General features: G+C 43.6%; 12 protein-coding genes. 10 read left to right on the forward strand and 2 right to left on the reverse strand.

Going from position 1 to position 12,003, the window contains the following annotated elements:
• Positions 1–100: 100 nt before the first annotated feature.
• From GO003_RS24520 to GO003_RS24555, 8 genes are all read left to right on the forward strand, one after another.
• The gene (locus tag GO003_RS24520) at positions 101–811 is read left to right on the forward strand and encodes a hypothetical protein (RefSeq protein ID WP_159656669.1); all 711 of its coding nucleotides are present in this window, start codon (positions 101–103) and stop codon (positions 809–811) included.
• Positions 808–1,548 (forward strand): hypothetical protein, encoded by a 741-nt coding sequence (locus GO003_RS24525; protein WP_159656671.1) that lies wholly within the window; start codon positions 808–810, stop codon positions 1,546–1,548. The genes GO003_RS24520 and GO003_RS24525 overlap by 4 nt, the downstream gene beginning before the upstream one ends.
• Complete coding sequence (cas6e, locus tag GO003_RS24530) at positions 1,538–2,104, forward strand: type I-E CRISPR-associated protein Cas6/Cse3/CasE (RefSeq protein ID WP_159656673.1); 567 nt, start codon at positions 1,538–1,540, stop codon at positions 2,102–2,104. Before GO003_RS24525 ends, cas6e begins: the two co-directional genes overlap by 11 nt.
• Positions 2,105–2,119: 15 nt before the next feature.
• On the forward strand, positions 2,120–3,244 hold the full coding sequence (locus GO003_RS24535) for a hypothetical protein (protein WP_159656675.1): 1,125 nt from the start codon (positions 2,120–2,122) through the stop codon (positions 3,242–3,244).
• 202 nt (positions 3,245–3,446) lie between these two features.
• The gene (locus tag GO003_RS24540) at positions 3,447–5,528 is read left to right on the forward strand and encodes an ATP-dependent DNA helicase (RefSeq protein WP_159656677.1); all 2,082 of its coding nucleotides are present in this window, start codon (positions 3,447–3,449) and stop codon (positions 5,526–5,528) included.
• 91 nt (positions 5,529–5,619) lie between these two features.
• The gene (locus GO003_RS24545) at positions 5,620–7,575 is read left to right on the forward strand and encodes a helicase-related protein (RefSeq protein ID WP_159656679.1); all 1,956 of its coding nucleotides are present in this window, start codon (positions 5,620–5,622) and stop codon (positions 7,573–7,575) included.
• A gap of 231 nt (positions 7,576–7,806) precedes the next feature.
• Positions 7,807–7,998 (forward strand): hypothetical protein, encoded by a 192-nt coding sequence (locus GO003_RS24550; RefSeq protein ID WP_159656681.1) that lies wholly within the window; start codon positions 7,807–7,809, stop codon positions 7,996–7,998.
• 117 nt (positions 7,999–8,115) lie between these two features.
• Entirely contained in the window at positions 8,116–8,730 is a 615-nt protein-coding gene (locus tag GO003_RS24555) for a GyrI-like domain-containing protein (RefSeq protein ID WP_159656683.1), read from the forward strand.
• Positions 8,731–9,093: 363 nt separating this feature from the next.
• On the opposite strand, the gene GO003_RS24560 is transcribed toward GO003_RS24555, so the two are convergent.
• A complete protein-coding gene (locus GO003_RS24560) occupies positions 9,094–9,543 on the reverse strand; it encodes a hypothetical protein (RefSeq protein ID WP_159656685.1) in 450 nt (149 codons plus the stop codon).
• A 523-nt stretch (positions 9,544–10,066) separates the two neighbouring features.
• On the opposite strand from GO003_RS24560, the gene GO003_RS24565 reads away from it, so the two are divergent.
• Together GO003_RS24565 and GO003_RS24570 are read left to right on the forward strand one after the other, a co-directional pair.
• Positions 10,067–10,648 carry a DUF4268 domain-containing protein gene (locus tag GO003_RS24565; RefSeq protein ID WP_206444678.1) on the forward strand — a complete coding sequence of 194 codons (582 nt, stop codon included), beginning with the start codon at positions 10,067–10,069 and terminating at the stop codon, positions 10,646–10,648.
• 82 nt (positions 10,649–10,730) lie between these two features.
• A complete protein-coding gene (locus GO003_RS24570) occupies positions 10,731–10,979 on the forward strand; it encodes a hypothetical protein (protein ID WP_159656689.1) in 249 nt (82 codons plus the stop codon).
• Between the two features lie 201 nt (positions 10,980–11,180).
• Here GO003_RS24570 and GO003_RS24575 read toward each other — a convergent pair whose 3' ends face one another.
• The gene (locus GO003_RS24575; protein WP_159656691.1) at positions 11,181–11,981 is read right to left on the reverse strand and encodes an NYN domain-containing protein; all 801 of its coding nucleotides are present in this window, start codon (positions 11,979–11,981) and stop codon (positions 11,181–11,183) included.
• Positions 11,982–12,003 lie beyond the last annotated feature (22 nt).

The following is a 12,003-nucleotide window of genomic DNA, read 5'->3' on the forward strand; positions in this document are numbered from 1 at the left end:
AATATTTTTTGAAGTTTCTTTAAAAAACGCTTGTTGTTTGTATTGCGTATTTTAAAGACTACGAGAACTTGAATTAGCACGAATACTTCAGGAAAAAATTATGACTACAACACCATTTTTGATTGAGGCCAAACTGGATAGTCCACTTATCATTACGGATGACGCCTATTTGACGTTGGACTCTTTGCTTTCAGCATCTTTACAGATGATTGGAGGAGCAAAGCAAGACTTACCTCTTGATCAAACAGCAGGCATTTATCACGCGTCTGCCGCTATTCTGGTTGGCGATTCCCCTATCACCGGTCAAGCGCCTTTCGTTTCACGGATAACCAATCGTGATTGCGAGATTCCAAATCTCCATCCATGGACTAATGGTAAAGTTAAGAAACCCAAAAAAACTCTTCATCTTAAAAGTTTCCCAAATGCAGCAAGGATAGATAAATATCCTCTATACCAATATCCAAAAGTAATCTGGTTTGGCAAGGGTGACTTAGACCAAACACGCCATTTGCTGTCTTGTCTGCCTGGTGTTGGAAAGCGTTGCAATTCCGGTTTTGGTCAGGTCGCCGAATTTAACGCTACACAAATCACGACTGACTTTTCACTCAAGCTCCCTGATAGTTCTCCTGCGCGACCAATACCCGTCTCTTTAATCAATTTATTCGAGATTGATCAAGCAGAGTGTCTCATTGATAAAGCCACATTCAAGCCAAATTACTTCGACTATGCGTCTGCAGACATGTGCGTCATCCCGACAACGCGCAGTATTCTCTGTAAGAAGTTGTCTATGGTTAGGGATATTGCCGCATGAACTCAAAAAATAAAGAAGCGTTACTGTTCTACTACAAAAATTTCGGCAAAAAGGCTTTTCAATTTTGCGGTAATAATAAAAATGCCTATGCTGGAACGGAAAACGATCGTTGCGGTGGATGTGGTTCGACCCATGTTCAGCTGCATCTCCGGTCAACACATTCATTCTGCGATGTTTGTGTCAGTTTAGCGGGTGGCTATATTGGACTTCCCGTTCCACAGTTCATGAATGACGGCTGGGTTGCTGTCGTATCAGAAAATGCAACAACCATCTCCAATGTAAAGTACGCAAGCCTATTTACCGGAGTGCCAGGAATAACCCCTGTCCGTATAACCGCTAATTCAGCCATTGTTCAAACAATTATGTTCCCACCAGAGCCGCCGTTTCTGGTTGTCGAATTTAAGACTGCGAATGCGAGAGCTTGCCAAACTCAATCTATCAGTTATTCAAAAGACCTGATTTACATCGGATCAGACCGCTATAACGCAAAGATAATTCGTCGATTCGTCAAAGAAATTGATCGGATGGGTTTCGACATGAACCGCATTAACGATGTTGCCAACGCGTACTCAATCATCACAAAAAAATTAAGAAACGGAGAAGGTAATGAGAAACAGAGACAGATTATTCAAAAAATAGAAGCAAAACATCCCGGTATCACCGAGTTGGTCAAAGCAATGCCAATGTCAGACACCAAAGATTACTCAATGCTCAAGAGATGCGTCAATGCACACTAAATCGAGTTTAGCTGAAATAAAACTGATCGCGACTTGCACCATAGATGCTTACAAGGCGCATCAATCTGCTTGGCAGTTTTTAGGCAAATCCCCTCATAATCAGCGTCATTTTCATCATGATTTCGTTCCACTTCCTTTTAACCAAGGTGCAGTTATTACCATTCGAGCGAGTCCAGAACACTTGCCAGCGAATGCAAAGCCAGTTCACATCAATTACGAACCAGGTATACCGTTAGAATTTTCATTAGTTTGTTCGCCAACGATCAGTCGAGGAAACGGCAAAGAAGAGCCCTGCTTGACGCGTAAAGAGCTTCTTGCCTGGATTTGCACAAGATCTAAACCTAATGGATTCGAAGTCATTAAAGATTCGCTCGACTTTGATACGGAACCCGTATTGATCGCAAAGCCTGGCAAGCCTAAGTTTTATCTAAATCGAGCTTATTTCAATGGTGCGCTGAAAGTCACCGACAGTGATCTTTTTGCCAAGGCATTAACTGTTGGCATAGGTCGACACAAAGGTCTTGGTTTTGGAATGCTAAAAATAACCAACCACTAATAATTGGATAATCACATGCAAAAATTAAATCTCCTAATGAACGGCTACATCAAGGCAGATGACTTAAGCGCATTGGCTGTCGCACCCATGAAACAAGACAATGAGAAAACCTGGTGGGATCGCGATAAATACGGTAACGAAGGCGATGAGAAAACAGCTCGTTTGCCGCGAATGGCCAAGTATTTTGAGTCTCTTGATGGCACTGCTGTTAATCAGTGCGTATTCGTACCTTACTTTCCCGCGTCCAGTATTCGCGGATCGATTAGACGTGCCTGCCGTGACGCGTTATTTGAATTGATGCAAGGCCAAAAGTGGAGCCTCAGTATGCACAGGCTGTTAACCATCGGCGGTGTTAGCACTTCCGGTGAAATGAAGGAAGTCAACATTAATCTCATTCAGGAGTTTCGAGATAAGAACCCATTGGTTTCATTATTCGGAGCAACGGCTGAACCCTCCCATCCATGGATAGAAGGTCGAATTTCTATTGGTCACGCCATGCCTGATGCGCCATTTAAGCCGACGATTGTGACCGGTGTTCGGACAGATCCAGTTCAACGGAACCCATCCGAAATCGTCATGCTTGATGAAGCATCGGCAGAAGCTTTAGACAAAGTATGCAATGCCGGACGAACGATGTCGCGGATTAAAGCCAAAATCGAAGACTTGAATAAAGAAATCAAGGTAGCCAAAAAAGCAAATGCCCCCGCCGTCGCTATTCAAGAACAGCAGGATCAGATTGCTGAGTTAACCGAAAAAATGAACGAAGCGTCTGCTCTATTTGGCACAACAGTCAGCATACAAATGCCTCTTTCTGGTTATGAGGTCATTCCGCCTTGTTTGCCTCTTAATCAGAGAATCGTGGCTCGCGGTGTCAACTTGGTTGAACTGGGTTTGCTGGTCGCTGGTCTTCGTCGGTTTGCAAAAAATCCATTACTCGGTGCGCATCATGCGCATGGCTGCGGTGTCGTTCGGGGTGAATGGGAAGTCACTATTGGAGATTTTCGAGGAAAAGTCATTCTGGAGCCCTTTGTTGATCTTGTCATTGAGGGCGATAAGCTTTCTGATTTGTTCATCAAGGCGGAAGAGCATTTTAAATCAACCATGGATGGGTGTACTGAAGCGACCCTAAAACCAGCTTAATCAGTGAATGCATATGCCACGACAGAAGCGCTCTAACTATCGAGGCCTTTCCCGCGCGTGCGCGGGTTGCAGTTACGCCATAAAAGAAAAAATATTACATGATTAGCCTTTCCCGCGCGTGCGCGGGTTGCAGTAAGCGTTTTTTAAAATATTTCCCGGATTTTTCCGGGTATTCTCAACTTAGTTTTTTCGGTAATTTATCATGTCAGAACTAAAACAAACAGTGTTAGGTATCACTCGCGATGCCTTTGCAGAAGGAGGGGCGTTATCGAAGATCTTTCGAAACTACATGCCGAATCCCGTGCAAATTGAGTATGCCGAAAAAGTTGCAAGTATCTTTGAGAATGGCTCGAATTCAGAACCCGCTGTCGGTCTGCTCGAAGCGGGTACGGGTATTGGCAAAACACTGGGTTATGCCATACCGCTTTTTGCCTATGCCGCTCTTCATAAAAAACGGGTTGCCATTTCTACATTTACCACCCAACTTCAGTCACAGCTTTTGAAGCCCGCTGGTGACATTGAGATTGCGCAACAAATTATTCGAGACTTTACCGGAACGTCCTTGTCGGTTGCCCCGAGAATGGGGTTGAGGAACTTTGTGAGTCCATTGAGAATTGCCTTTGCCCTTGCTGAAAAAGGCATCAAAGAAGACAAGGTATCGGATTCATTGAAGTTGTTTATTAAATGGGCTGACGAATCAAAAACCGGTCTATTGTCTGAATGGAATCTTCGGCACGGTGAAATACCGTCTGAACTCTCATTATCGGAAATCTGCTGCGAACACCATTTGCCCACTGATGAAAAACTGCGTTATGAAATTCACAAGGATCGAGCCAAATCAGCGGATGTCATTGTCACCAATCATACGCTGACGTTGATGCATGCGCTTTCCAAAGAAATGGCTATTTTAGATAATCAGGATGATAGGCCTTTATCGGTGATCGTGATCGATGAAGCCGATAGAGTGGAGTCGGCTGCAGAACTCATGACGTCGCGAGCAGCTGCTTTACATTCAATCACCTCCCTATTTTTTTATGAAACCGATAAAGCCAGTAAACTAATTGCTAATGGCATACAAGACATCTGTAAACTGGTTGCTGATTTCGACCCACAAAATAAATCATTTCTTGATGTCCGCGACCATCCAAAAATCTTATCCGAGATCGAGTTGCGCTTAAATACCATTTTGCCTTTGTTCGATCAATCCGCCAATCGATGTAATAACAGCGAGATGTATGCTGATATTCTTGCCCACAAAGAATCTTTGTCCAGATTTCTTAACAGAAGCGCTTTCGGTACGTCAACTTCTTCAATTCCGGTTATTTCCTTCTCGGAAGTACGGCGTTATCCATCGCTACGCCTTGTAGATCCCAATCCGGCGACGGCGTTAGGGTTTTTATGGCGAAACGATGCTCAACAGGACAGAAAATCCTATTTGGATTCTGTACTGCTTACTTCGGCGACACTCAGTGACGGTAAAGAATCTTCGTTGAAAAATGTCGCTAATGCAATGGGACTGTTTCTTGCCAGGCGCCATCAACTTATCACTGGCATATTCGAACCGAAAGACTTTGGGCGAATTTCAATTACCCTTCCGGACAAAAACGCTCCAATACCGACCTTGAAACAGGAAGATATCGACGAGTATTCAACGTCTCCGGAATGGATCAATTACATGGCCAAAATGATTATCAAGGCATCCAGTAGCGGAGAACGAGTAGTGGCACTAACACTGTCCTATCGTGACACTCGACTGATTGCAGATGCCATAGACCAGCAACACGGAACTTTGTCATTGATCCAGCACACTGAATCCGATTCTACACAAGATCTGCTCAGTCAGTTTGCCGATACTGAAGGCGCAATCCTGCTGTCACCGTCCTGCTGGGAAGGCGTGAATTTGCCAGGACTCGTCAAGAATTTGGTGATTACCCGCATACCGTTCACCCGTCCCGATCCAGTGCGTATTCAGATCACACGAGAAAATATGTCGAGACGAGGAGTATCTATGTCTAGCATCAAATCTATGCTTTATGCGACTTCGGTCTGTAGCACTCGCAGAAAACTGCGACAAGCCATAGGCCGTGGCATCAGGCAAAAATCTGATGTTTGTAGGGTCTGGTTTGGTGATAAGAGAATCCATGAGCAGAATGGAAAGCTGCGCTTGGATTCCTGTTTGCCTAGCCGATTCCTTCCCGAACTGAAATCCGCTGACACATTCCTCCTGGACGGGTCAGTGTTGCATGCCGAAGTAGAAGAGAAGCCAAAATCTTTGGTGTGGTAATTAGATTGGCAACAAAACCCAGTAAATACCCGTTTTTTCGTTAAAGTTACCATTCCTCGTAGAATTACACTGAAACATCACACGTTTCTCCATGGTCTCGACAAACACAAAATCATTACAAAAACTTAATCTTGGTCGATTAAAGTCATTAGGCATTTCTGCGCCTGAGTTTGCGCCATTTTTTCTTCCTACCAAATATGTTGATTTGAACCATGATCAACTAACCATCAACTTTACTGACTTACATGATGGTGACAAGCTGATTCTGTATGGGACGCTTATTGAATACTTGGTTCATCGTAATTCCGTTCCATCAAGAACGGTTGTCAAGCTGATAGATGAATCCGGCCATGAGATATCCGCTACATTCTTTGGAGATCCCAGAATTTATGCTGCCTATCTTGATGGCAATCTTCAGTGTAAGGTGTGCTTGTCTGGCCAGGTTGGCTATTACATGCAGTTTGCTCAACTTCGAAACCCATCCTTTATCGACCCAGCTTTGATTGGTCGTGTAATTCCTGTTTATCCTGGGAAGGCTAAAGTAATCAGTTCCGAGACAGTATTCCAGAAATTTCAGTATTATCTTCTGCCTTTGACTATTCCAATTGCAGCTAAATGGTTGCTGAAAAAACTAAAATGGTCTTCAGGTGAAGACACTCTGCGTCTATCCATTATGAAAGAGCTTCCTCCTAATCCTACGATAGAATCTCTTTTGAATGTCATTCATTTCCCACCTAGTGTGCGCCATGGACTACTTGCATGCCGCTTATTGAAGCTCATTGCGACCTACGATGTATTGACCGGTGCCTGTGCGGAAACTTATCGAGAACGCACTATTCAATCAGCTCTTTATATTCCTAAAGAGACACTGGATTCGTTGCTAACAGAAACTGATTTAAAACCCACTGAAGAACAACGTAATGTTATTACTGATATTTGTGCTGACATCGCTTCCGATCAACCAATGCTTAGATTACTGAGTGCCGATGTTGGTTTCGGAAAAACGTATGTGGCTGCAGCTGCCGGTGCCGCTGTTGTAAGAAATGGAGGTACCGTTATCTGGCTATGCCCAAACCAACCATTGGCTGTTCAAACGAGAGATAACATTGCATCTTGGTGGCCCGATTTAGCACCTGGACTTGTTGTTCACGATTCCGATGAGACGCAGGATTCCAAATTCTTAATTGGAACAACAGCCTTGCATCACCGTCTGCCTAAGAATTTCCATCCGAATTTATTGGTCATCGACGAATCGCAAAAGTTCGGGACTTTGCAAAAGGATCAGCTAGCCGGACCAGCCACCAACATCCTCAATGCAACCGCCACTTGTATTCCTCGCACGGCAGCCTTGCTTGAATGGGGCGGCATGTCGGTTTCAAGACTGACCAAGGCCCATGTCCAGAAGCAAATCAAGACCAGACTTGTGTCACCTAAATACCGGGAAGCTTTATTTGAATCCATCAAGCGTAATGTGCTTGCCGGACATCAAGCGTTGATTATCTATCCGCTCGCCAAATCCAAAGAAGAAGCAGCGATTGACAGAAAATCTGCTCAGGGCGCATTTGAACTTTGGTTTCGCCACTTTCCTGGACGGGTTCGATACATGCACGGCAAGTTGAAGGACGAAGAAAAGTTGGCTGCGATCGCGGCCATGAGAAATGATGAAGCCGACATCCTGATTAGCACCATTGCCGTTGAGACCGGAATCGACTTGCCACGTCTTCGCCATGTCGCCGTGATTCATCCGGAAAGATTAGGCTTGAATACACTGCATCAAATCCGCGGTCGTGTTGCCAGACGAGGCGGGATTGGCCGGTGCGACTTATTTCTACCCAAAGACGTGGGTGAAGATTCCATGAAACGCCTCGAAATCCTCGTTAAATTCTCAGATGGATTTGATGTGGCCAACGAGAATATGAAACTGCAAGGCTTTGGCGACTTAGGGACCGATGGTACCTCGCAGTCAGGTCGATCCTTGAGTTTCATTCCTGGTCACAAGCTTGACCATAAAGAGGTTGAGTGGGTTGCCGAAAGATGGCTGCCTTGACTGTTGTTCCGGAATACAAATGAGGGGACCTCAGTTGGATGTTTCAGGAAAGATGACATTGCTTAGATCCAAACCATGTTGGTTAAAGTTCTGGTTACTATGGCAATGAGTGAAAAATCACGCGGATTTACTGCCTATAAATTCCCTTCAGTTGAGCCAGTATTGAAACACAAGCCCGATTCCAGTGCTGCTGGCAGAATTTCATAAGTTTGCGAACGGTACTGGCATATTGTGTTAAGTTCACCAATTACGCTGACTTCTGATGAAATGGCAATGGTGGCTGACTCATTGCAGGGTGCGTTCATTGATCCATTAATGGTGGATTACCTGCATGACGAAATAGCTGATATGAAAGATGATCTTAACCCAGGCGTCCGATTGCCTGAGTATGTGGCGTTATCCCGGTCTGTTTATCATGCATAAAATGTAGATTAAACCGTTTAGAAAATCTGGTGCCGAGGCTCATTTTTGACAACTAGATTTAAAAAGTCGTAAGTTAGCCCGACCTGGATAATAACTTGTTACCCGCCAAAGACTGCCATGTCGAAGATCGACCTCAAAAGAGAACTGAAACATCTATACAAGCCGCCGGCAAGGTCGGTAGCCACTGTTGACGTTCCGGCAATGCGTTTCCTAATGATTGACGGACAAGGCGATCCAAACAACTCCACCGAGTACGCTGAAGCAGTCGAAGCATTGTTCTCCGTTTCCTACGTCACGAAATTTTCCGTGAAACGTTCGCTTTCTGCTGTCGATTATTCGGTGATGCCACTAGAGGGGCTTTGGTGGTCAGACGATTGGTCGTCGTTCACATCTGGGGACAGGTCGGCGTGGAAATGGACTATGATGATCATGCAGCCCGATTTTGCGTCCGACGATGCAATCAGCGAAGCAATTGATCAGGTTCGCACTAAAAAGTCACTTAAGGCAATAGACCTACTGCGGCTCGAAAGTTTCACGGAAGGCTTGTGTGTTCAAACGCTCCATATTGGCCCGTTTTCCGATGAAGGCCCCACGATTGAACGCATACATACCTACATCGAATCGAAGGCAAAACTACGTGGCAAACATCACGAAATCTATCTGTCCGACATACGACGTGCTGCACCGGCAAAATGGAAGACGGTGCTTCGTCAGCCCATGACGGTCGGGTAACAATGCGATGCAACGGAGCGAAAATGGCGTTCCGATTTTTCCTTAAAGTCAAGATTAAAAGAATTGATTGAAATGGCCGCAGTCATTCAGGATTCCTCCAGAATATTAGGCCGCATTCCCCACACAGTTATTTACTTGAATCGACACCTAGACGCCTCCACCACCTATCTTCTGCTCGATGCATTACCCTGGTTACCCTCCACCAAACAAAAACATTTAACCGGTTTCTTCTTGCTATATTCCGCAACCTCTTTACCAGGCGCCACGCCTCAACATCCAATAACCCTGTTTTTCTTGAAAAAAAATGCTCCATAATCCCTTACTCAATTATTGTTAAGTGCTCAACTCGTTTTTCTTTGTTTTCTACTCGGTTTTTTTGACATATTCTTCTTCGTTTCTGTGTCCTTTCGGACTCTCAAAAGAAGCATGTCTTTTACTTAACCACTCGGGCGAATTCAAGCGCTTATTGTTAGCCCGGTTAAACGGATCATCCCATTCGACAAAATCTAATGGTTTCGGAATATCCACTCCCGAGGTGCAATATTTAATAAGGTCATCTTTTGTGACATAGGCAACGCCGCTAATATTTAAAGGGATTGGTTTTTTTTGTTCCCGAAGATAGCCCCAAAGATTGGACGCTTCCTGATATGCGCTGTCGTAGTCCAGCTCTTGGCCTGTGTTTTTTTTGAAATATTCAACTATTAAAGGGGCGAAGGTTTCCGCGAAGTCGTCCACGCTACCCATTTTTGCGGTTCTAAAGTCTCGCCTTAAATCAGGGTTTTTGTAGGTTAATCCTTCGTAAAGCTCTTTCATGGTTTTAATGCTCTAGTTTTATTTTAATCTTAAGATTTAACAAGGCAAAAAGCCAGAAAAAGAAGAGGTTCTGTTGCCGGTTAAACCTACCAGAGCACTTCTGTTGCCAGTCAAACCTACCGTTGTGGCTGGTAGATAGCTCAATCGATTTGCCAAGTTTTCTGCAGATGCCGATTAAATCTACTGCTAGCTGCCAGTTATACCTACTTGTAGCGGCTTGCAATCAAAAATCCCCAAACCAGCAATCAGCGCAATTTTCGACCGGAATTAATTGCAACTGACAGTCGCTCAAACCGAGAGTATCTGCAACTGAACCTGCAATCATTCGTGCTGACCTGCAATCATCGGCCGTAAACCGACATTATTTGCAACTGAAATATGTCACTGGTCATCGGCGGCAGCCGGCCAGTTGTTGCCTGACGCCATTGGCTGCTTTGTGGCGATGAATAACACTTAATCGAGACTATTTGCAAAATACAACTCAACTTGCGTAAACATGTTAAGCATTGTTACAATGATCTACATGTTTACAGATGAGGTTGTTATGTGTCCTGTTATACGAGTTTCAGATAAATTATTCACAAGGCTAGAGAAATATGTAAAAGGTTTTGGCGACACCCCTTGTGCTGTGATTGAACGCATATTAGATGAATATGAGAATATTGAAAAAGATCAAAGAACACCACCAGATCAAGAACCAAATTCAACAAAAATTAAATTTTGGCAAGAATTTAGTGAATTCGCTATATCGAACAATGCACCGCTCCAAATAAGGCCACCGACTCGGGATCAGTACTATTGCGACATTCGGATAGGACGGAGCGAATGCCATATATCGTTGACAGTTTTGACTAAAAAAAACCAGATTGGCTGTCAACTATACATCCCTAACAAAAAAACTCTTTTTAAAGAATTCCTTTCAAATAAAGAAACCATTGAGGAAAATCTGGCAATTGAAGGGCTGTTATGGGAAGAAAAAACAAATGCATGTCGCATACAGGCTTTTTTTCCGTTCGATTTCGAAAACCAAAACCGCGAAGATGGTTTTAAATGGTATCTAGAAACAGCTAACAAGTTTAAGGCTGTCTTTTCCAAAGAAAATTAAGGTTGCAAACTTGGAATATAAAATACAGAGCCTTCAGTTCGTAGGAAGGGTATACGAATGAAAATATCTATCAGAGTGAAAAATGAGTAATTCAAGAGAATTTTTAGAACAAGAAATAAAGGCCGGTAGACTATTGCATACCAAAGGCAATACCCTAGGTATGAAAGATAGTAGCTGTAAACAATGCGAAACCATGTATATCAATGCGAGAGCCTTATTGAAAAAGGCAAAAGAACCTGAAGACAAGCCAGTAAGCTATGCAATAGCGAGAGCCTTACTAGAGGGGTATTTAAAACCTAATTATGTAGTAGATATCAATGTTAAAAAATAACTGGTTTGTCTGCCGACGACTGACTCATGACCGTCCGATTTAGGAAAACGTAAAATCATAGCTGACCGGCAGTTGTGGGTCGCAGTCAGGCTTTTCAAATTGGTGAAACTTTGCCTTAGCCAACGTCAGCTTTGGAGTATTATTAAGGGGAGTTGAAACTTAATGTCAAAGTCGGAGTGAATAGATGATCAGTTCGTTAAATTACTTAGCTCGAAGATACAAAACCTTATGATCTGAACCTTCGATTTTTCTCTCTTCAATCACAAACAAATCCACCTTTGCCTTAACTAAATCCGAGAGTTTTTTGAATCCGAATAATCTAGAGTCGAAGTCTGGTTGTAATTTGGTCAAATAGCTCCCAAAAGTACCCAAATTAGCCCATCCCGAATCATCAATAGACTGATCTAATGCAGCCAAAAGAAATGCCTTTGGAAACTCAACATTGGGGTCCTTGATCTCTGGTTGGGGCCTAGGTATAGACTGCTCGCTTCCAGTTTTACCCAGAATAAGTGCCTGTTCAGTATCAAGTGAAGGTCGAAGTAACTCTGTTAAAATAAATTTGTGACAGGCATTCCGAAATGCCTCGGGAGTTTTTTGCTCTCCGAATCCAAAAACGGTGAGCCCTTCTTCCCTTAACCGCATCGCAAGACCTGTAAAGTCGCTGTCACTTGTAACCAAGCAAAATCCATCAAACTTACGTGTGTAGAGCAAGTCCATGGCGTCAATAATCATCGTGCTGTCTGTAGCGTTTTTTCCGGTTGTGTAGGCAAACTGCTGAATTGGTTTAATGGCATACTTTTGTAGAACTTTTTTCCATGATGAACTTGCCTGGGATGTAAAATCGCCATAAATCCTTTTTACAGTGGCTTCGCCAAATCTTGCAATCTCAGCAAGGAGATTTTCAATAACAGCTGCTTGGGCGTTATCGGCATCAATTAAGACTGCCAAATGAAGTGTAGGCTCTTCTTGTTCTATTTTGGCTACCAATCTGGGTGAAATCATTGTTTTTTAGTTCTGAAGTCAA

This window comes from Methylicorpusculum oleiharenae (genome assembly GCF_009828925.2).
GTDB classification, from domain to species: Bacteria; Pseudomonadota; Gammaproteobacteria; order Methylococcales; family Methylomonadaceae; genus Methylicorpusculum; species Methylicorpusculum oleiharenae.

Excerpts from the sequence above, each read along its gene's own strand:
- GO003_RS24570 (WP_159656689.1), top strand. The coding sequence starts at position 10,731 with ATGAGTAATTCAAGAGAATTTTTAGAACAAGAAATAAAGGCCGGTAGA.
- GO003_RS24525 (WP_159656671.1), top strand. The coding sequence starts at position 808 with ATGAACTCAAAAAATAAAGAAGCGTTACTGTTCTACTACAAAAATTTC.
- GO003_RS24520 (WP_159656669.1), top strand. The coding sequence starts at position 101 with ATGACTACAACACCATTTTTGATTGAGGCCAAACTGGATAGTCCACTT.
- GO003_RS24545 (WP_159656679.1), top strand. The coding sequence starts at position 5,620 with ATGGTCTCGACAAACACAAAATCATTACAAAAACTTAATCTTGGTCGA.
- GO003_RS24535 (WP_159656675.1), top strand. The coding sequence starts at position 2,120 with ATGCAAAAATTAAATCTCCTAATGAACGGCTACATCAAGGCAGATGAC.
- cas6e (WP_159656673.1), top strand. The coding sequence starts at position 1,538 with ATGCACACTAAATCGAGTTTAGCTGAAATAAAACTGATCGCGACTTGC.
- GO003_RS24555 (WP_159656683.1), top strand. The coding sequence starts at position 8,116 with ATGTCGAAGATCGACCTCAAAAGAGAACTGAAACATCTATACAAGCCG.
- GO003_RS24560 (WP_159656685.1), bottom strand. The coding sequence starts at position 9,543 with ATGAAAGAGCTTTACGAAGGATTAACCTACAAAAACCCTGATTTAAGG.
- GO003_RS24565 (WP_206444678.1), top strand. The coding sequence starts at position 10,067 with ATGTTTACAGATGAGGTTGTTATGTGTCCTGTTATACGAGTTTCAGAT.
- GO003_RS24575 (WP_159656691.1), bottom strand. The coding sequence starts at position 11,981 with ATGATTTCACCCAGATTGGTAGCCAAAATAGAACAAGAAGAGCCTACA.
- GO003_RS24540 (WP_159656677.1), top strand. The coding sequence starts at position 3,447 with ATGTCAGAACTAAAACAAACAGTGTTAGGTATCACTCGCGATGCCTTT.